We start from the raw sequence: 21194 nt of genomic DNA on the forward strand, positions 1-21194 counted from the left end.
TTTCTATAATATCGGGAATATTATATCCTTTATAGTTACCAACACCATAAGTCCCATAAGGAGCATGAAGCCTACTGTATTTACAGCATCTACATATTTTGCTGGTATATCTTTTCTTGTTATCATCTGTATAAGCTCTATAAATATTCTACCTCCATCTAAAGCTGGGAATGGTAAAAGATTAAATACAGCTAATTGAACACTTAAAAATGCCATAAACCATAACAAAGTACTTGCACCTGCTTTAGCAGCTTGACCTGACATTTTTATTATAGTTACTGGTCCTCCTACATCTGTTTTGAAATTAATATTTCCTGTTATCATAGTTTTTAATGATATAAATACTTGTGATACAAGACTTATCGTTTCATTAAATCCTTGCTTTATTCCTTGTAATAAAGTAGGATTTTCAACAACACTATATCCTATTCCTACTTGATATATTCCATGTTCATTAACCATAGGTTTTATTGACTTTGTAAATACTTCATTTCCTCTCTTTACTTCTACTTCAACTGGAGCTCCTTTAGCTAAAGCTAACCCCATTCTAAAATCATCAGTTGTATAAATTCTATGCCCATCTATTTTTAAGAATTCATCACCCTTTTGAATCCCTGCTTCTTGAGCTGGTGAATTTGGCACAATACTTGCAATGCTGTTTTCTGCATATCCTGAATTAATTGCTAATCCTGCAAAAATTATAAGAGCTAACATATAGTTCATAAAAGCCCCCGCACCCATAACAAGGATTCTTTGTAATGGGGTCTTAGCATTTAAGCTTCTTGAATCCTCACTATCATCCTCTTCACCAAGCATTTTAACAAATCCACCAAAAGGAAGGATTCTTAAATTATATTCTGTTTCTCCAACTTTTACACCAAAAATCTTTGGACCCATACCAATAGCAAATTCCTCAACATAAATTCCATTTAATTTAGCTACAATAAAATGTCCAAGCTCGTGAACTAAGATTAAAGCACTAAATGCTAATAAAGCAAAAATTATATACACCCTTTCCCCTCCTAGTTATATTTTTCATATATATATTTTCTTACTTCTTGGTCTAAATTTATTACATTATCAAGAGTAACCTCTTGGTTGTAATTAAACTTATTCATACATTCTTCTATTATCTCTGGTATTTGTAAGTATGTTATCTTTTTATTTAAAAATAATTCAACACATACTTCATTTGCACCATTTAATATTGTTGGCATAAGTTTTCCTCTTTCTCCTGCTTCATAAGCTAATTTTAAGCATTTGAAAGTATCTAAATCTGGCTTCTCAAAAGTTAATTCTCTAATTTTGAATAAATCTAACTTTTCACTTATATTACCCTCTCTATTTGGATAATTTAAAGCATATTGAATTGGTAATTTCATATCTGGTACGCCTAATTGAGCTATAACTGCTCCATCAGTATATTGAACCATAGAATGAATTATTGATTGTGGATGAACTACAACCTCTATATCTTTATAAGGACAATCAAATAGCCAATGAGCCTCTATAACTTCTAACCCTTTATTCATTAAAGTTGATGAATCTATTGATATCTTTTGTCCCATATTCCATTTTGGATGCTTAAGAGCTCTTTCTGGAGTTACTGATTTTAAATCTTCTATAGTAAATCCTCTAAAAGGTCCTCCAGAAGCAGTTAAAAGTATTTTGTCAATTTTATTATTAGCATTTCCTTGTAATGATTGGAATATAGCACTATGCTCTGAGTCTACAGGAAGTATTTTTACTCCATTTTCTTTAGCTTCTCTCATAACAAGCTCCCCTGCTACAACTAAAGTTTCCTTATTTGCTAAAGCAATGTCTTTTCCTTTTCTTATAGCCTCAACTGTTGGTTTTAATCCAATCATACCAACTACAGAAGTAACAACTATGTCAATCTCATCTAAAGTAGCAACTTTGACTAAGCCTTCCATACCATAGATAACTTCACATTCTAATCCTTCTTTTTTCACTAAATCCACAAGTTTTTCATAAGATTCCTTATGATTTATCGCAACATATTTAGGTGAAAATTCTTTTATTATATCTACTGTTAAATCTATATTTCTATTAGCTGTTATTCCAACTAGTTCAAAATCTTCTTTATGAAATCTTATTACATCTAAAGTTTGAGTTCCTATAGAACCAGTTACCCCTAGTATAGATATTCTCTTCATATTCTTTCCTCCTAAGTTCTTCCTTAAACATACTAGACTAAAATTCTCTACTTAGCCTATTATATTATTTTATATCATTATATCTCTAAATACAATAATATACATTTATTATGTATTCTTTTAACAAAAATTTATCTAATAGAATTTGATATTACTCTTATCTAATTTTGTTTTTAAATAAGTTTCCCTACATTTAACTTCATTTTATTTAAGGAAAATTATCTACATAATAAATATACTCAATTTATCAATGAATATTCTATAAATAAAACATTCATTTTTTCTTATTATTACACCTTTAAATAAAGATTCTGTTTTAGGTGAATGTTAGACTGTTAAAACTTAACACTAGTTTAAAACATATTCTAAATAAAAAAGCATAGGTTTTTACTTAACCATATGCTTTATGATTTATATTATTAATAATTTCTTATATTATTGATTACTTCATGTAAATTCCCATAAGTTTAATATCAGTATTAAAAGACAAAGTAAATTGTGCTTTTCCATTTTCATATTTAGCTATTGCTATAACGGCTGCAATATCATCTTTTTCTTTAAAAGATATTTTTTCAATACTTTCATACTTCCCTAGCTTTCCTTTTAAAGCTTCGTATGCCTCTTCTATTTTTTCCTTTGATAATTGACTTTTTAATTCATCGCTCCCCATATCTACTACATCTTCATACCTTCCATCATTTAAATTAGTAATAATTTTTTCAGAAGCTGTCTTCAAATCTTCCTCATTATAATTAGAGCTTAACTTAGAAGCTCCGCACCCAATAAATAAAGCTCCACAAAATACTATTAATAAAGTTGATATAATTTTTTTCATTCCCTATACTCCTTCAAACTTTTTGAATAACTCTTTAGATTTTATTATAAAAATAAGTAATCCTAAAGAAAAAATTCCTATAATTCCTTCTACGATCAATACATTCATTCCAAAGTTCAAACATATTACTGATATAGAATTCGCACTTCCATGTATTAATATAGCTAATAGTAAATATCTTATTTGCTTTTTATTTATACCATATAAAACTATAAGCGTTAATCCTACATGCATAATAATAGCTAAAATTCTTTCAACACTCCCCATTAATACATTTATATTACTCGTTGATAAATACAATGCTCTTATACTCTCTATATTTCCTTCTAGGTATGTTCCATTATTTAGAGATATAGCTGTAAATAAATTCTGTATACTAGGTATTCCTAGGAACAACACAGCCTCAATTCCTCCATGTCCTAATCCAAAGGAAATACCGTCAATCCACCTTCTATTATTCTTTAAAGCTATTTTAAAACCTAAGTAACGTCCTATTTCTTCAAAAATACCAGCTGAAAATCCTAAAAACAAAATATATGCTATTGGATAAAAAATAGTCATATAATTAAACCATTCCATATAAGCCAATACATTATTTATTAATGGTATTCTTAAGAAAATTTGAGATATTAAAAATACTAAAACACCAATAAAATAAGGCTTTATACACTTATCTCTTTTTCTTATTAAATAAAAAAACGACCCTATAGGTATTCCTAATCCTATCATTATATTTATAAGAAAACATACTATCATATAATTTGATATCATAAACCTCACCCCCTAATTATTAATTGATATATATATATACTATATATAATAAACTCCAAATACTATCACTACACATCCTATTTATATATTTTATTCCAAATATAGTATTTAAAGTTAGTTAAAGTATATAATCTTAGCAATTAAAACGCAATATAAATTACATATAGTATTCTATTTTAATCGCAAGACACAGAATTTTCATTAAGAAATTAAGACTATTAAATAAAAAATTTTATAAAAAAAATGCTTTAGAAAAATCTAAAGCATTAAAACTTCAATACAAGTGTTAAATAAAAGAATACTATAGTTCCTGCAAATAGGATACTATCAAATCTATCAAGTATTCCACCATGTCCTGGTATTAAATTACTATAGTCCTTTATTCCGGCATATCTCTTTATTGATGAAGCAACTAAATCACCAAATTGACAGAATACTCCACATAATATACCTATTATGAAATAATGATATATTGGTATTAAAGAGAAATTGCTTGATATCACTATACCAAAAATTCCACACGCTAGTGTACTTCCTAATATCCCTCCTATAGATCCTTCTATAGTCTTCTTAGGACTAACTTTTGGGCATAATTTATGTTTTCCAAGAAATCTTCCTGAATAATATGCAGCTGTATCACAAAGCCATGATGATAGGAATATTAACCAAACTAGGTATTGTCCACCTTCTTTGATGTTAACTAAGTGTATGAAGCTAAAGAAAACTCCTACATATATAAACCCTAAAATAGTTACTGCTACATCAATAAAAGTATATTCAATATCTAATATTGGAACACATAGTAAAATAAAAGTTCCTATTATAATTAAAAATGATAACACTTCAAAATTATTTGAAGTTAAATAATATAATATTAAAAGAATATATCCTGCTATAGATATAGGCTTCATTTTTGCCACTTTAACAGTCTTATAATATTCATATAATCCTGCTAGAGATAAAGCAACTGTAAAACACTTAAGCCAAATACCACCTAAAAATATAAAAGCAATAAATGGAGCCATAATAAGCGCACCTAAATATCTGCTATTGGATTTCACTAAAATCACCTCAATATTTATTTAATTCCACCAAATCTTCTATCTCTATTTTGGTAATCAAAAATAGCTTTTCTTAAATCTTCTCCATTAAAGTCTGGCCAGTTAATTTGAGAATACCAAAACTCTGAATAAGCACATTGCCATAATAAGAAATTACTAAGTCTTTGCTCTCCACTTGGTCTTATTATAAGATCTGGATCTGGCATTCCTTTAGTATAAAGGTAATCATTAAACATAGTTTCATTTACATCCTCTATGCTTATTTTACCCGCTTGAACATCTTCTATTACAGATTTCATACCTTTAATTATTTCATTTCTTCCACCATAATTTAAAGCTAAAGTTAAAACTACTCCAGTATTGTTTGCAGTTTTTTCAATAGCACCTAATATAGCCTTTTTAGGTTCCTCAGGAAATCTTGATAAGTCTCCTATAGTTTTAACCTTTACTCTATTTTTATGTAGTTCTTCAATTTCATTTTTTATAAATTCAACAACTAATTTCATAAGAGCATTTACTTCTTCTTCTGGTCTTTTCCAATTTTCAGTGGAAAAAGCATATAAAGTTAAGTATTTGACTCCTAGCTTGTCACATTCTTTTACAATAGTCTTTATAGTTTTGACACCAGCTCTATGTCCCATAGTTCTTGGAAGCCCTCTTTTTTTTGCCCATCTCCCATTACCGTCCATTATTATGGCAATATGTTTTGGCATTTTATCTTCTATTAGAACTATTTCTTCTGAATTATCATTTCCTTTTTTATTAAAAAAATCTAACATAGAAGGTTCCTCCTTATAATACCAATTATAAAATAATAAAAACCTGCTAAAGAAGCAGGTTTTTAAAATTAAATTGACATAATTTCTTTTTCTTTAGCTGCTACTATATTATCTATTTCTTTAACAAATTTATCTGTTACTTTTTGAACGTCATCTTCGCCCTTTTTCATTTCGTCTTCAGTAAGAGTTCCCTCTTTCTTTAAGTTCTTGATCTTATCATTTGCATCTTTTCTTATAGATCTTATAGCAACTTTAGCTTGCTCTCCAGCTTTTTTAACATTTTTAACTAAATTCTTTCTTGTTTCTTCAGTTAATTCTGGAACTAAAAGTCTTATTATTGCACCATCATTATTAGGATTTATTCCTAAATCTGATTTTAATATAGCCTTTTCTATTTCTTTAAGCATTGGTTTTTCCCAAGGTGTTATAACTAATAATCTTGGTTCTGGTGATGAAACGTTAGCCACCTGATTTAAAGGGCACATGCTTCCATAGTACTCAACTTGTATTCTATCTAACATAGTTGGGTTAGCTCTTCCTGCTTTCATTGTAGCAAGCTCTGAGTGTAAAGAATGTATAGTTTTGTTCATTTTCTCTTCTGATTTCTTTAGAACATCTTTAATCATAAAAATCCTCCTTATTTTTTACTTACTATTGTTCCTATTTTCTCACCTAAAATAGCCTTTTTAATGTTTTCTGGCTGGTCTAAAGCGAAAACTAAGATAGGAATGTTATTGTCCATACAAAGTGATGTTGCTGTTGAATCCATTACTTGTAATCCTTGCTCAAGTACTTCTATATATGATAACTCATCATATTTTTTTGCATCATCGTATTTATGTGGATCTTTATCATAAACTCCATCAACTTTCTTAGCTAATAATATTATATCAGCTTCGATTTCAGCTGCTCTTAATGCTGCAGCTGTATCAGTTGAAAAATAAGGGTTTCCTGTTCCTGCTCCAAATATTACTACTCTGCCTTTTTCTAAGTGTCTCATAGCTCTTCTTCTGATGTATGGCTCTGCTATTTCTTTCATTTCTATAGCAGTTTGTACTCTAGTATCAACACCTAAAGACTCTAATGAATCTTGAAGTGCTAATGCATTTATTGAAGTAGCTAGCATTCCCATATAATCAGCAGTAGTTCTATCCATGCCTTCTCCACTTCTACCTCTCCATATGTTTCCGCCACCTACAACAGCACCAACTTCTACGCCCATATCAACAAGCTCTTTTACAGCCTTTGCTATATTCATTGCTATGTTGAAATCTATTCCAAAGCCATTTTCTCCTGCTAAAGCTTCACCTGATAACTTAAGCATAACTCTTTTGTATTTACAAGTTCCCATCTCAAACCTCCAAAACGCTGAAATTCTCTATTTTTTGTTAATTTTTATGTCTATACTCTAAAAAAAAGAGAACACATTGTGTTCTCTTATGTTATTATTTTCCGCCCATTTTAGCTACTTCTTCAGCGAAGTTTTCTTCTTTCTTTTCGATACCTTCTCCTCTTTCGAATCTTACGAATTTGTTGATAGTTATCGGAGAACCTACTTCTTTAGATTTTTCTTCTAATAATTTAGATATTGACTTATCGCCATCTTTTACCCAAGCTTGCTCTAAAAGACATACTTCTTTGCAGTATTTCTTAACTCTTCCCATTACCATCTTATCAACGATGTGCTCTGGTTTACCTTCATTTAATGCTTGAGCTCTGTATATTTCTTTTTCTTTTTCTAAAGCTTCTTGATCAACATCAGCTTCTGATAAGAATAGTGGGTTAGCAGCTGCTATTTGCATACAGATATCTTTAGCAACTTCTGATAATACAGGTGATGAAGCTTCGCATCCTAACTCAGCCATAACACCTATTCTTCCACCACCGTGGATGTAGCTTTGAACTAATCCGTTTTCAACAGTGAATCTTTCAAATCTTCTTACGCTCATGTTTTCACCGATTTTAGCTATTAACTCAGTTAAAACTTCTTGAACAGTTTTGTCTCCGTCTAACTTTTCTGCTAATAACTCTTCTACAGTTGAAACATTTGAGTTAGCAACTAACTCTGCTACTCTTCCAGCAAATCCAACGAATTCTTCGTTTAAAGCAACGAAATCAGTTTCACAGTTGATTTCAACTATTGAACCCTTCTTCATATCTTCTGATACGTAAGTTTTAACGATACCTTCAGCGGCTACTCTTCCAGCTTTCTTAGCTGCAGCTGCTAATCCTTTTTCTCTTAAAACTTCAACTGCTTTTTCCATATCTCCATTTGTTTCAGTTAGCGCTTTTTTACAATCCATCATTCCTGCGCCAGTTCTTTCTCTTAACTCTTTAACTGCTTTAGCTGTTATCATTGAAATTCCTCCTGACTATTTAATTAAAAGGTAAACGAAGCAGAGAGCTTCATCTACCTTTTCAGTATTTATCTTAATATTACTCTGCTAATTGCTCGCCTTGTCTTCCTTCGATTACAGCGTCTGCCATTTTACCAGCTATTAATTTAACTGCTCTTATAGCATCGTCGTTTCCTGGAATTACGTAGTCAACTTCTTCTGGATCACAGTTAGTATCAACTATAGCAACTACTGGGATTCCTAATATTTTAGCTTCTGCTATTGCGTTCTTTTCTTTTCTTGGGTCAACAACGAACATAGCTCCGATGTTTGAAGCGTCTAATTCTTTGATTCCGCCTAAGTTTCTTTGTAATTTTTCTCTTTCAAGCTTTAACTTGATTACTTCTTTCTTAGGTAAAACGTCGAAAGTTCCGTCTTGCTCCATTTCATCTAATTTGTTTAATCTGTTTATTCTTGTTTTTATAGTTGAGAAGTTAGTTAACATTCCTCCTAACCATCTGTGGTTAACGAAGTACATGTTTGATCTTTCTGCTTCTTCTTTAACAGCTTCTTGAGCTTGTTTCTTAGTTCCAACGAATATTACGTCTTTACCTGATTCTGATACTTCTCTTATGAAGTTGTAAGCTTCTTCAGCTTTCTTTACAGTCTTTTGTAAATCGATTATGTATATACCGTTTCTTTCTGTAAAGATGTAAGGAGCCATTTTAGGGTTCCATCTTCTTGTTTGATGTCCGAAATGAACACCAGCTTCTAATAATTGTTTCATTGAAATTACTGACATTATTGTTTCCTCCTCGATTGGTTGTTTCCTCCACTATCTTCCTTACTATAAGCACTACACAAAGTAGCACCAGCTTATAGATTCGATAATGTGTGTATTTTGTTACCTTTGATAGTATAACATAGGGTTATAAAAGTATCAATAAGATTTTTCAAAGTTTTTTATAAAATAAGAATTAATTGTCATCATACTTTTAACCTAATTGAATTTTACCTCAAATCGCCTATTAATATACTAAAAACCTACATATTATAAAATTTTATTTTTTCTTCTTAAATCACTTATGAAACTTTTAAAATAATATTAACATATTAAATTTAATAATTATGTTTAACATCTTATTTCATTTAAATTTAATTGTCTAAATAAAAAAATAAGGAGATGCTTACACACCTCCTTATACTTTTACTTTATTTTCTTAAGTTCATCCATTAACTTTTCATTTAATATTTTTATATGAGTACCTTTCATCCCAAGACTTCTTGATTCTATAACTCCAGCACTCTCAAATTTTCTTAATGCATTTACTATAACTGATCTAGTTATTCCAACTTTATCAGCGATCTTAGAAGCTACTAATAATCCTTCGTCTCCATTTAACTCATTAAAAATATGCTCTACAGCTTCTAGCTCAGAATAAGATAAGGTTCCTATAGCTAACTGAACCACAGCTTTTTTACGTGCTTCTTCTTCTATTTCTCCTTGTCTAGCTCTTAAAAGCTCCATTCCAACTATTGTAGCACTATATTCCGCTAAAACTAAGTCATCATCATTAAACTCTTCACCAAATCTAGCTAATAATAAAGTTCCTAGTCTCTCTCCATTACCTACTATAGGAACAATAGTTGATATTTTTTTAGAGATTAAACATTCTCCTACCCCTTCAAAAACGCAAATGCCTTTATTAGGTATGTTAGCAATTGTATCTTGAATGTTTATTAATTTATTATTGTAATCTTCTGGGAATTTTCTATCAACAACAACTTTTTCTTTCATTATGTCACATTCAAATTTTTCTGAGAAAGAATAACCTAATATTCTTCCTTTTTTCCCTACTAAATACACATTACATAACATAACATCACTTAATAATTCGCATATATCTCCAAAAGCTATAGCTTCAGTACCTGATTTTTGTAAAATCTTATTTAATCTTCTAGTTTTACTAAGTAGTGTCGACATTATATCCTCCTCGCACCATTTTACAAAAGATGTAAATTTCAGAATTTTTAAAATATTCTTATAATAAACCTATTATTTAAATATTAACATAGTACATACTTCATTTCAACCAGTATTCATGGTGAAGATAAGGCCTACAAACTACTTTTCTGAGTTATTTTCATCGTTGTTTTTTTCGATTATTCTCTCGTGTTTACATTCTTTATTACTACACTGTAAATATTCACCTTTGCTCTTTGAATATCTCTTAACCATATATGAACCGCATTCTGGACATTTTTCATTTGTTGGCTCATACCAACTTACAAAATTACACTCTGGATAATTACTACATCCATAGAATCTATTTCCTTTTTTACTTCTCTTAACTAAGATCTTTCCTCCGCATAACGGACAGTTTGCATCAACCTCTTCAACTATAGGTTTTGTATTTTGACATTCTGGATATCCAGGACAAGCTAAGAAATCTCCAAATCTTCCATGTTTTATAACCATAAGTCTTCCACATTTATCACAAGGAACATCACTTACCTTGTCTTCTATTATAACCTTAGATATTTCTTTTTCAGCCTTCTCTATATCTTCTTTTAATGGAGTAAAGAATTCATCAACTATATGAGTCCAACTTTCCTTTCCTGCTTCAACATTATCAAGTTTAACTTCCATTTCTGCTGTAAAATCAGTATCTACTATTTGTTTAAAATAATTTGAAAGTATATCATTTACGATAAATCCTAATTCTGTAGGAATAAGAATCTTTTTTTCTCTATCTACATACTTTCTACTTATTAATGTAGATATTGTTGGAACATAAGTACTTGGTCTTCCTATACCCTTTTCTTCTAGAAGTTTAACAAAAGCTGCTTCTGAATATCTAGCTGGCGGTTGAGTGAAATGTTGCTTTCCTTCAACTGATTCCTCTTTTAACACTTCATTCTCTTCTAATTCTGGTAAAAGAACTGATTCTTCCTCTTCTCCAGAAATATATTCATATACTTTCATAAAGCCATCAAATTTTATTGTGGAACCACTTGCTCTTAAAATGTAATCTCCATTTTTTATTTCTAAGCTATTAGTATTTAGTATACATGTAGCCATTTGGCTTGCTATGAATCTCTTCCATATTAAAGCATATAACTTGTATTGATCATTACTTAAATTCGCTTTAGCAACTTCTGGTGTTATTTCAACATATGTAGGTCTTATTGCCTCATGGGCATCTTGTATATTTTTCTTTCCTTTATATACCCTTGGCTCACTTGGAACATACTCTTCCCCATATGTCTCATTTATAAAATTAAGTGCTTTTTCTTGAGCTTCATTTGAGATTCTAACAGAATCAGTTCTCATATAAGTAATTAAACCTACTGTTCCGAACTTCTTAACTTCTACCCCTTCATAAAGTTGCTGTGCAACAGACATTGTTTTCTTTGTCATAAAATTAAGTTTTTTACTAGCTTCCTGTTGAAGAGTACTTGTAGTAAATGGTGCTAAAGGATTTTTATTTTTAGTTCCTTTTTTTATCTTACTTACTACATATTCACTTTCTTTTAATTCTTCTATTATTTTATCTGCTTGCTCTTTATTTTTTATTTCTATTTTTTTCTTATTTTTAGTTGTTAACTTAACGGGAAAAGATTTCTTTCCTTTTTTAAGTTTAACATCAACAGTCCAATATTCTTCTGGATTGAACTTTTTTATTTCTTCTTCTCTATCACATATAAGTTTTAATGCTGCTGATTGAACTCTTCCAGCACTTAATCCCCATTTTACATTTCTCCATAGAAGTGGACTTATTTCATATCCAACCAATCTATCTAACACTCTTCTTGCTTGTTGAGCATCTACTAAATCACAATTTATTTTTCTTGGATGCTTTATTGAGTTTTTAACAGCATCTTTTGTTATTTCGTTAAATTCTATTCTGCAATTTTCATTTTCATCTATTTTAAGTATGTTAGCTAAATGCCATGATATAGCTTCTCCCTCTCTATCGGGGTCTGTTGCAAGATATATCTTATCACTTTTTTTAGCTAATTTTCTAAGCTTACTTAAAAGCTCACCTTTTCCTCTTATTGTTATATATTTAGGATTATAATTATTTTCTATATCAACGCCTAATTGGCTTTTTGGCAAATCTCTTACATGTCCCATTGATGCTTCGACTACATAGTTTTTACCTAAGTATTTTTCTATTGTTTTAGCCTTAGCTGGTGACTCAACAATTACTAATTTTTGACCCATCGTAAACCCTGAATTAACTCCAGAGTGTTCACCCCCTCAAACTATCATATTATTTTTGTATAATAATCTCCTGGTATAACTTCTATTTTATTTTCAAATTGCAATTCACATAATAACTCATATATGATAGATGTGTCAATATTTGTTACTCTTATAATATCATCTATATGTAGAATATTATTCTCTAATATACTTAAAAGCAACTGGTTAACCTCTGAGTTTTCCTCATTTTTACCAACTTTATTACATTTTCCTTCTTTTTTTATTTTAAAAGGTATGGAATTCAATAAATCACCTACATTAGTAAATATACCTGCTCCATCTTTTATAAGATTATTGCATCCTTTACTCTCAGGTGAAAATACATGTCCAGGTACTGCAAAAACATCTTTTCCTTGATTTATAGCATAATTTGCAGTTATCAAAGAACCGCTTTTTTCTCCCGCCTGAATAACTAAAACAGCATCTGATAACCCACTTATTATTCTATTTCTCCTAGGAAAATTGTATCTAAGAGGTGGTGTATCAGGAAAAAATTCACTAACTATACATCCATTTTTAATTATTTTCTTATACAATTCTCTGTTATAAACAGGATAATCTAAATTTATTCCACAACCAAAGACAGCAACATTATAGAAATTTCCCTCGACACATTTTTTATGAGCCTCGGTATCCACACCAAAAGCCCCTCCACTTACTATGCCAATACCTAACTTTCCTAAACTAGTACTTATAAGTTGAGTACATCTTTTTCCATATTGGTCACATCTTCTTGAACCAACAATAGCTACGTTAGTATTTTCAGCCTTTTCTAAATCTCCTTTATAAAAAAGAATATATGGAGCTTCATCTATATTTTTTAATCTTTCAGGATATTCTTCATCTAAATATGTTACTATTTTATAGTCTTTCTTATTTATATCATTAATTATCCTACTATTCAAATCAATATTAATGTCATTTTTAAATTTACTAGCGCATTTAATTCCAATTTTCTCTATATCTTTTCTATGTATGTATATATTCTCTTCATTCCCTAATTGATTTAAAAGTTCTATTTTTATATTATTTGAAATATTCAAATTCCAAACCATATTTTATAATTCAAATCAACCTCTGTCATTTATATAACCTCTCCCTCTAAATTCTTTCTATAATTAAGAGCCTCATATATATTAGCTTTACTAATATCATTATTTCCATTCATATCTGCTATAGTTCTAGAAATTCTTATTATCCTATCTAAAGCTCTGCTACTTAAAGAAAACCTTGTATATATATTATTTAAAACCTCATGACACTCTTCATCTAACTTTATAAGGCTTTGAATATGACTGTGCTTCATTTGAGAATTATAGCTTATACCATAACCTCTAAATCTAAGTTCTTGCCTTTTTCTTGCATCCCTAATCTTATTTTTTATTTCATCAATACTCTCTTTTTTATTCTTTGAATTGAGTTCTTTATATGAAGCATATCTAACAGAAGTAAAAATATCAATTCTATCTAACATTGCCTTAGAAAGCCTATTTCTATATTTAATTCTTTCATACTCACTACAAGTACAAATTCGTCCCTCATATCCACTTAAATAATTTCCACAAGGGCATGGATTAAAGGCTCCTATTAACATAACCTCTGCTGGATAAGTTACACTTCCAATATTTCTAGATATTGTTATTTCTCCATTTTCCATAGGCTCTCTTAAACATTCTAAAGTTCTTCTATCAAACTCTAAAAGTTCATCTAAAAATAAAATACCATTATGAGCTAAAGTAACCTCTCCTACCCTCAAATCTCGTCCACCACCTATAAGTGATACTCTCGTTGCAGTATGATGAGGATTTCTAAAAGGTCTTTCAATCTTTCCTTCATTATTATTTAAAAGTCCTGAAACACTATATATTCTTGTTGTTTCTAATATTTCTTTCTCATTTAACTCTGGCAATAAAGATTTAACGCCTTTAGCAAGCATTGTTTTGCCAGATCCAGGAGGACCTTGTAAAATAACATTATGATTTCCAGCTGCCGCAATTATCATTGCTCTTTTTGCACTTTCTTGCCCACATATTTCATTAAAAGAATTGTCTTCTTTTTCAAAAAAGTCCTCCTTATCTTTTTCATAAGGCATAACATCTTCATAAGTTAAAAATCCAACGGCTTCTCTTAAATGAGAAAAACCATATAAACTAATATGTTCTACATAGGAGCATTCTTTTAAATTTTCTATTGGCATAATAAATTTATCATTATTATTTTCAACTCCTGATATTACAGAACACAATGCTCCTTTAACACCTCTTATATGACCATCTAAGGATAATTCTCCTAAATAAACTGTATCTTCTGTAAATTTTTTATCAACTTGCCCACTTTCCATTAATATTGCTAAGGCTATAGGCAAATCAAAACCAGTTCCTACTTTTCTCAAGTTACCAGGCGCTAAATTGACAGTTATTCTTCCTAGTGGAAATTCATATCCACTATTTACAATAGCGGCCCGTACCCTCTCCTTCGCTTCTCTAACAGAAGTGTCAGCCAATCCCACTAATGTAAAACTAGGCAATCCCTTACTTATATCTACTTCTATATTAACAATTATTCCTTCTATTCCTACTAGAGTTGAACTTTTTAAACTAACAGACATATAAACCACCTTCTTCAAAAGATATACTTTCAAAAATCATACTGTCCATAAAAAAACTTTTTAAACATTAAACTAATTAAGTGTTTAAATTAATATTTCATTGTTAAAAATTTAGATGAGGTGATTCAATGAAAAAATATAATAAATCAATAGGTTCTTATGGTGAAGAAATTGGTGTGGATTTTCTGAAAAAAGAAGGTTATTCAATTTTAGAAAAAAATTTTAATTGCTCCTCTGGGGAAATTGATATAATAGCTCTTAAAAATGAAATTTTATCTTTTATAGAAGTAAAAAGCAGGTTTACCAAGTCTTTTGGAAACCCAAAAGAATCAGTAACCTGCCATAAACAACGTAGAATAATAGCTGCTTCAAAATATTATCTACACCTAAAAAAATTCTACAATTACTATATTAGATTTGATGTTATTGAAATTAATTTTAACTTTAATTGTTCTAAATATGAATTAAACTTTTTAAAAGATGCTTTCAGATTATAGTTATAAAATGTTTTTTAAAAAACTCATTCTATGTATATCCGTAGGACCGTATTCATTTAATGCATCTACATGAGTTTTAGTTCCATACCCAACATTTTTCTCAAAGTCATATTGTGGATATTTATTATGATATTCCTTCATGATATTATCCCTATATACTTTTGCAATTATTGAAGCACATGCTATGCAAGCACTCTTTGTATCACCTTTTATAACATGCTTATTCTCTCCATTAAAATTCTTTATTAAGTATCCATCAGAAAGAACTAAATCTGGCTTTACACTCAAGCCTTCACAAGCCCTTATAAAGACCTCATTATTGCAATATCCTATGCCCTTTTCATCAATTTCATTATTATCACACATAGCAATAGAATAACTTAAAGCCTTTTCTTTTATGATTTCACTTAATTCTTCTCTTTTTTTCTCTGATAATTTCTTAGAGTCATTTATGTAAAGTATTATATCTTCTAAGTCACTAGAATCTAATATTACTGCTGCTGAAACTATAGGTCCCGCTAATGGTCCTCTTCCAACCTCATCAACTCCAGCAACATGAGTATAATCGCCAAAACTCTTATCAAAAAGATACATATTTTTAACTCTTTCTTCCTCTCTAATAAGGCTATTTAGATTCTTCTCTAATCTATTACCTAAAGAAGATACATTCTTTCTTTTATCCTCTTTTAATAAATTAGAAATCTCTTTTACTTCAGCTTTATTGTCTCTTTTTATCTCTAAGTCTTTCACTAAATCACTTATAACCTTGAAAGAGTATGAATTTAAATTTTCTTTTATATCTTTTATTAAATTATCCATAATAAACCCTACTTCCTATTCTGGTTTTTCTAAAGATATTCTTCCTATTTTTCCGCCTCTAAATTCATCTAAGATTATTCCTGCAATTCTATTATAATCTATTTGATTACCTGACATTATAGCTCCTCTTTTTCTAGCTATAGCATCTAAGTTATCTAATGGATTTTCTTGAAGTTCTGTAAGCTTATATCTAGTCATTAATTCTTCTGGATTTGTTTCTTGAAGTCTTTCTACTAGTTTAAGTGCAAGTTCTTCAGTATCCATTATTTCATCTTTTATAGCTCCAGTGAAGGCTAAGTTTAATCCAACAGTTTCATCTTCAAATTTAGGCCATAGAACTCCTGGCGTATCCATAAGCTCTATACCTAACTTAGTTTTTATCCATTGTTTATTCTTAGTAACCCCTGGTCTATCTCCAGTTTTAGCTATGTTGTTCTTAGCCATTTTATTTATGAATGTTGACTTACCAACGTTAGGAATTCCAACAACCATAACTCTAGTAGTTATTTTAACTAACCCCTTAGCTCTTAATCTATCATGCTTTTCTTTTAGAAGTTTTAAAAGAGCAGGTTTTATAGCATTTAATCCTTCACCTTTTAAAGCGTTTACTTCTAAAACAATTGTTTCTTCGTTAGTTAAGCTTTCTTTCCACGCCTTAGTTACCTTAGGATCTGTTAAATCACTTTTATTTAAAAGTATTACTCTAGGCTTACCAGCACATAGCGTATCTATATCTGGGTTCTTAGAAGACTTAGGTATTCTAGCATCTCTAATCTCTATAACAGCATCTACAAGCTTTAAATTGTTCTGTATTTCTCTCTTCGTTTTGACCATATGGCCAGGGAACCAGTTTATTGCCATAATAAATCACCCTTCCATTTTTTATTTTAGGCTATATCTAATATATTATCTTAAACAAATTAAATCAATATTGTTTAATGTGAAATTCTAATGTTTTTATACAAACAAAAAATGGGACTATTCACTAGTCCCAGTTTATGTTTAAATTATCTAGTTAATTCTTTAACCTTAGCAGCTTTACCTACTCTGTCTCTTAAGTAGAATAACTTAGCTCTTCTTACTTTACCTCTTCTTACAACATCAATCTTTTCGATGATTGGAGCGTTGATTGGGAAAGTTCTTTCAACACCTACACCGTAAGCAACTCTTCTTACTGTGAAAGTTTCTCTTAATCCACCGTTTTGTTTCTTGATAACAGTTCCTTCGAATACTTGGATTCTTTCTCTGTTACCTTCTTTGATTCTAACGTGAACTTTTATAGTGTCACCTATGTTGAATTGAGTTAAATCTTCTCTGATTTGTTCTTTTTCGATTGCTCTTATGATTTCGTTCATTGTGCATTCCTCCTTGATATCTAAAAAATTTTGACGTTCTTAACACACTCTGTGACAGAGGACCGCCGGTACTAGCACGAAGTTTATTCTATCATACTTATATTCTTTAATCAATATATTTATTTTGATTTTAATAATTTTATATCTTCTTTTGAAAGTTTTATTTTTTCAAACATATCAGGTCTTCTTTCCTTTGTTATAAGAAGTGATTGCTTTCTTCTCCACTTTCTTATATTTTCATGATGACCTGACATAAGAACATCTGGTACTTTTTCCCCTTCAAACTCAAGCGGTCTGGTATATTGTGGGTATTCTAAGGTTCCATCATAGTAACTCTCATCTTGGAAACTCTCTTCACTTCCTAAAACTCCTGGTACTAATCTAGCTATACTATCAACAACTGGAATACATGCCATTTCTCCACCTGTTAATACAAAATCTCCAAGAGAAATTTCTAAATCAAAATATTTGTAAACCCTTTGATCTATTCCCTCATAATGTCCACAGACAAAAATAAGATTCTCTTCTTTAGAAAGCTCCTTAGCCATCTCTTGGTTAAAAGTTTTTCCTCTTGGTCCTAAGAATATAACTTTACCCTTATTTTTCTCTTTAACAGCCTTTATAGCATCTACAACAGGTTGAGGAGTCATAACCATTCCAGCTCCTCCACCATAAGGATAGTCATCAACCTTTTTATGTTTATTTAAAGTATAATCCCTTATATTTACTGCTTCTATATGTAGAAAACCATTTTCTTGAGCTCTTCCTATTATGCTATGTTTAAATATATCAAACATCTCTGGAAATAAGGTAAGAATATTAATCTTCATATTGCCACTCTCCAGAAGGTCTAATAGTTATTAATTTTTCATCCATATTAATATCTAAAACTATATCCTTTAAAACTGGAACTAAAACCTCTTTATTTCCTTGAACCCAATAAACATCATTACTCGGAGTTTGTATAACATCTTTGATTTTTCCGTATTCAAATCCTTCTGTATCAACAACAGTACATCCAACTAAATCAACTATGAAATATTCATCTTCTTCAAGTTCTATAGCATCTTCACGGTCTATTTCTAAATAAGTTCTTTTTAATTTTTCAGCTTCCTCTATTGAGTTTATTCCTTCTAATTTAAGTATAACTTTATCTTTAAAGTATTTTACGCCCTCTACTTTAACTTTTTTTCCTTTTAAGATAACATACTCTAAGTAATCAAATCTTCTCATGTCTTCAGTTAGAGGCATAACCTTCATTTCTCCTCTTAATCCATGAGTGTTTATTATTTGACCAACTACTAATAAATTGTCCATTACTACACCCCTTTTCTGTATATAAAAGAAGAGTTAGGTATTCCCCTAACTCTTTTTTAAATGATCTCTACTACAACTTTTTTATTTTCTTTAATTGCAGCAGCTTTCACTACTGTTCTGATAGCCTTGGCAATTCTACCTTGCTTTCCAATAACTTTTCCCATATCTTCAGGTGATACCTTTAGTTCTAATATGATTGATTGCTCGCCTGTGATCTCATTTACATGAACATCTTCAGGTTTATCTACTAGTGACTTAGCAAGTATTTCAACTAATTCTTTCATATTACCCTACTTAATAAATTAAGTAGATCCACCTCCCTAAGGAAAATTATTTTATACCAGCTTGGTTGAATAACTTTTTAACTATATCAGTTGGTTGAGCACCATTTCCTAACCACTTAGCAGCCTTTTCAGCGTCTATTTTAACTTCAGCTTCTGGCTTAGCGATTGGGTTGTAGTATCCAATTTCTTCGATGAATCTTCCGTCTCTTGGACTTCTTGAATCAGCAACAACTACTCTGTAGAAAGGAGCTTTGTGAGCACCCATTCTTCTTAATCTTATTTTAACTGCCATTACATTTTCACCTCCTTCAAAAGTGTGTTCAATTTATTTCATAAAAGGAAGTTTATTTAAAAATCCCTTTTTATTAACATTTTTTTGGAATGATTTCATTTGCTTCATTTGCTTTTTCATCATTTCATAGCCTTTTAAGACTTTGTTTACCTCTTGTACTGTAGTACCAGAACCTTTAGCTATTCTTCTTTTTCTTGAACCATTTCCTATAACTAAAGATGGATGCTTTCTTTCTTTAGCTGTCATTGACTGTATGATTGCTTTAACTGTAGCCATTTGTTTTTCTCCTTGAGAAAAGTCAATGCCTTCAAGTTCTTTTGAATTCACACCAGGAATCATTTCTATTAGCTTATTTATAGGTCCAAGCTTTTTCATTTGATCCATAGCTGATAAGTAATCATCAAAGTTAAACTCTTGATTTAACATCTTTTCGCTTAACTTGCTTGCTTCTTCCTCATCAATAGCTTGCTGAGCTTTTTCTATTAAAGAGAGTACGTCTCCCATCCCTAATATTCTTGAAGCCATTCTGTCTGGATGGAATACTTCGATATCACTCATCTTTTCTCCAACACCGACGAACTTTATTGGTTTGCCAGTAATGTCTCTTATTGAAAGAGCAGCACCACCTCTTGTATCACCATCTAGCTTTGTTAATATTATTCCTGAAAGATCTAATGAATTATTAAATGTCTCAGCTACATTTACAGCATCTTGACCTGTCATAGCATCTACAACTAATAATATTTCACTAGGATTTGAAACTTCCTTAACATCTTTTAACTCTTGCATTAAATCTTCATCTATATGAAGTCTACCAGCGGTATCTATAATAACAACGTTATTTCCATTATCTTTAGCATGTTCTATTGCTGCCTTAGCAATATCAACTGCCTTAACCTTATCTCCCATTGAGAATACTGGTATATCTATTTGTTTTCCTACAACTTGCAATTGCTTTATAGCTGCAGGTCTATATATATCACAAGCCACAAGTAATGGCTTTTTGTTTTTCTTTCTTAAGTGTAATGCAAGCTTTCCTGCCATAGTAGTTTTACCTGCACCTTGAAGACCTACTAACATGAACACTGTTGGTCCATTATCTGAGTATTTTAACTTACTTTCAGTTTCACCCATAAGAGTTGTTAGTTCTTCATTAACTATCTTAATAACCTGTTGACCTGGAGTTAAACTATTTAATACTTCCTCACCAACACATTTATCTTTAACACTTGATATAAACTTTTTTACCACTTTGAAGTTAACATCAGCTTCTAAAAGAGCGAGCTTTACTTCTCTCATGGCTTCTTTTATATCTTTTTCTGTTAGCTTTCCTTTACCCTTTAACTTTTTAAGCGTATCTTGTAATTTAGACGCTAAACCATCAAAAGCCATGCTTAACCCTCCTAAGCGTTTATAATCTCCTCCAACTTTTCATTTATATATTTTTTAATATCTTCATTCAAATTGGAGTTCTTATTTAATTCTGCCATAAGCTCCTCTTTAATTCTATACTTTTTATCATATTTTTTTGATAATTGTAATTTTTCATCATAAGAGTGTAGTTGCTTACAGCATCTTTTTATCAAATCATAAATTGCTTGCCTACTGGTTTTATTAATTTCAGCAATTTCTGCTAATGACAAATCTTCATTATAATAAAGGGTCATAACATTAAACTGCTTTTCCGTAAGCAATGTTCCATAGTAATCTATTAATATTGATATTTCAAATCTATTTTCCATATAACCACCTTGCTCACGAATAAGATAATAACAAATATTTTTATAAGTGTC

General features: G+C 30.2%; 24 protein-coding genes. 1 reads left to right on the forward strand and 23 read right to left on the reverse strand.

Features of this window, described 5'->3' with window-relative positions; genetic code table 11:
- Positions 1-3: 3 nt before the first annotated feature.
- The 14 genes from rseP to AC2JAQ_RS10730 form a co-directional block, all read right to left on the reverse strand.
- Positions 4-1011: an RIP metalloprotease RseP gene (rseP, locus tag AC2JAQ_RS10665; RefSeq protein WP_488456440.1), complete on the reverse strand. Its 1008-nt coding sequence runs from the start codon at positions 1009-1011 to the stop codon at positions 4-6.
- A gap of 11 nt (positions 1012-1022) precedes the next feature.
- Entirely contained in the window at positions 1023-2177 is a 1155-nt protein-coding gene (locus AC2JAQ_RS10670) for a 1-deoxy-D-xylulose-5-phosphate reductoisomerase (protein ID WP_488456441.1), read from the reverse strand.
- Between the two features lie 442 nt (positions 2178-2619).
- Positions 2620-3012 carry a DUF3887 domain-containing protein gene (locus AC2JAQ_RS10675; RefSeq protein WP_488456442.1) on the reverse strand — a complete coding sequence of 131 codons (393 nt, stop codon included), beginning with the start codon at positions 3010-3012 and terminating at the stop codon, positions 2620-2622.
- A 3-nt stretch (positions 3013-3015) separates the two neighbouring features.
- Positions 3016-3783 carry a YhfC family intramembrane metalloprotease gene (locus AC2JAQ_RS10680; protein ID WP_488456443.1) on the reverse strand — a complete coding sequence of 256 codons (768 nt, stop codon included), beginning with the start codon at positions 3781-3783 and terminating at the stop codon, positions 3016-3018.
- 266 nt (positions 3784-4049) lie between these two features.
- A complete protein-coding gene (locus AC2JAQ_RS10685) occupies positions 4050-4844 on the reverse strand; it encodes a phosphatidate cytidylyltransferase (RefSeq protein WP_488456444.1) in 795 nt (264 codons plus the stop codon).
- A 17-nt stretch (positions 4845-4861) separates the two neighbouring features.
- Positions 4862-5623, reverse strand: a complete 762-nt coding sequence (gene uppS / locus AC2JAQ_RS10690; protein ID WP_488456445.1) for an undecaprenyl pyrophosphate synthase — start codon at positions 5621-5623, stop codon at positions 4862-4864.
- Between the two features lie 68 nt (positions 5624-5691).
- On the reverse strand, positions 5692-6249 hold the full coding sequence (gene frr / locus AC2JAQ_RS10695) for a ribosome recycling factor (RefSeq protein ID WP_488456446.1): 558 nt from the start codon (positions 6247-6249) through the stop codon (positions 5692-5694).
- 11 nt (positions 6250-6260) lie between these two features.
- Positions 6261-6974: a UMP kinase gene (gene pyrH, locus AC2JAQ_RS10700; protein WP_488456447.1), complete on the reverse strand. Its 714-nt coding sequence runs from the start codon at positions 6972-6974 to the stop codon at positions 6261-6263.
- Between the two features lie 94 nt (positions 6975-7068).
- Positions 7069-7980 carry a translation elongation factor Ts gene (tsf, locus tag AC2JAQ_RS10705; RefSeq protein WP_488456448.1) on the reverse strand — a complete coding sequence of 304 codons (912 nt, stop codon included), beginning with the start codon at positions 7978-7980 and terminating at the stop codon, positions 7069-7071.
- A 79-nt stretch (positions 7981-8059) separates the two neighbouring features.
- Positions 8060-8761 (reverse strand): 30S ribosomal protein S2, encoded by a 702-nt coding sequence (rpsB, locus tag AC2JAQ_RS10710; protein WP_423237522.1) that lies wholly within the window; start codon positions 8759-8761, stop codon positions 8060-8062.
- Between the two features lie 405 nt (positions 8762-9166).
- Positions 9167-9943 (reverse strand): GTP-sensing pleiotropic transcriptional regulator CodY, encoded by a 777-nt coding sequence (gene codY / locus AC2JAQ_RS10715; RefSeq protein ID WP_488456449.1) that lies wholly within the window; start codon positions 9941-9943, stop codon positions 9167-9169.
- Positions 9944-10084: 141 nt separating this feature from the next.
- Positions 10085-12187: a type I DNA topoisomerase gene (topA, locus tag AC2JAQ_RS10720; protein ID WP_488456450.1), complete on the reverse strand. Its 2103-nt coding sequence runs from the start codon at positions 12185-12187 to the stop codon at positions 10085-10087.
- Positions 12188-12231: 44 nt separating this feature from the next.
- Positions 12232-13272: a DNA-processing protein DprA gene (gene dprA / locus AC2JAQ_RS10725; RefSeq protein ID WP_488456451.1), complete on the reverse strand. Its 1041-nt coding sequence runs from the start codon at positions 13270-13272 to the stop codon at positions 12232-12234.
- A 41-nt stretch (positions 13273-13313) separates the two neighbouring features.
- The gene (locus AC2JAQ_RS10730; RefSeq protein WP_488456452.1) at positions 13314-14837 is read right to left on the reverse strand and encodes a YifB family Mg chelatase-like AAA ATPase; all 1524 of its coding nucleotides are present in this window, start codon (positions 14835-14837) and stop codon (positions 13314-13316) included.
- A 128-nt stretch (positions 14838-14965) separates the two neighbouring features.
- On the opposite strand from AC2JAQ_RS10730, the gene AC2JAQ_RS10735 reads away from it, so the two are divergent.
- A complete protein-coding gene (locus AC2JAQ_RS10735) occupies positions 14966-15334 on the forward strand; it encodes a YraN family protein (RefSeq protein WP_488456453.1) in 369 nt (122 codons plus the stop codon).
- Here AC2JAQ_RS10735 and rnhB read toward each other — a convergent pair whose 3' ends face one another.
- The 9 genes from rnhB to AC2JAQ_RS10780 form a co-directional block, all read right to left on the reverse strand.
- A complete protein-coding gene (gene rnhB / locus AC2JAQ_RS10740) occupies positions 15335-16153 on the reverse strand; it encodes a ribonuclease HII (RefSeq protein ID WP_488456454.1) in 819 nt (272 codons plus the stop codon). It abuts the gene before it with no gap.
- Positions 16154-16168: 15 nt separating this feature from the next.
- Entirely contained in the window at positions 16169-17014 is an 846-nt protein-coding gene (gene ylqF / locus AC2JAQ_RS10745; RefSeq protein ID WP_423237529.1) for a ribosome biogenesis GTPase YlqF, read from the reverse strand.
- Between the two features lie 146 nt (positions 17015-17160).
- Positions 17161-17508, reverse strand: coding sequence for a 50S ribosomal protein L19 (gene rplS / locus AC2JAQ_RS10750; RefSeq protein ID WP_423237530.1), 348 nt, complete (start codon positions 17506-17508; stop codon positions 17161-17163).
- A gap of 119 nt (positions 17509-17627) precedes the next feature.
- Positions 17628-18338 carry a tRNA (guanosine(37)-N1)-methyltransferase TrmD gene (trmD, locus tag AC2JAQ_RS10755; protein WP_423237531.1) on the reverse strand — a complete coding sequence of 237 codons (711 nt, stop codon included), beginning with the start codon at positions 18336-18338 and terminating at the stop codon, positions 17628-17630.
- The gene (rimM, locus tag AC2JAQ_RS10760; RefSeq protein ID WP_423237532.1) at positions 18328-18825 is read right to left on the reverse strand and encodes a ribosome maturation factor RimM; all 498 of its coding nucleotides are present in this window, start codon (positions 18823-18825) and stop codon (positions 18328-18330) included. The genes trmD and rimM overlap by 11 nt, the downstream gene beginning before the upstream one ends.
- A gap of 56 nt (positions 18826-18881) precedes the next feature.
- Positions 18882-19109, reverse strand: a complete 228-nt coding sequence (locus AC2JAQ_RS10765) for a KH domain-containing protein (RefSeq protein WP_322502720.1) — start codon at positions 19107-19109, stop codon at positions 18882-18884.
- A gap of 46 nt (positions 19110-19155) precedes the next feature.
- Entirely contained in the window at positions 19156-19401 is a 246-nt protein-coding gene (rpsP, locus tag AC2JAQ_RS10770) for a 30S ribosomal protein S16 (protein WP_003458442.1), read from the reverse strand.
- A gap of 33 nt (positions 19402-19434) precedes the next feature.
- Positions 19435-20793: a signal recognition particle protein gene (ffh, locus tag AC2JAQ_RS10775; RefSeq protein WP_488456455.1), complete on the reverse strand. Its 1359-nt coding sequence runs from the start codon at positions 20791-20793 to the stop codon at positions 19435-19437.
- 11 nt (positions 20794-20804) lie between these two features.
- Positions 20805-21143, reverse strand: a complete 339-nt coding sequence (locus tag AC2JAQ_RS10780) for a putative DNA-binding protein (protein WP_488456456.1) — start codon at positions 21141-21143, stop codon at positions 20805-20807.
- Positions 21144-21194: the final 51 nt, after the last annotated feature.

This window comes from Clostridium sp. LIBA-8553 (assembly GCF_057782465.1).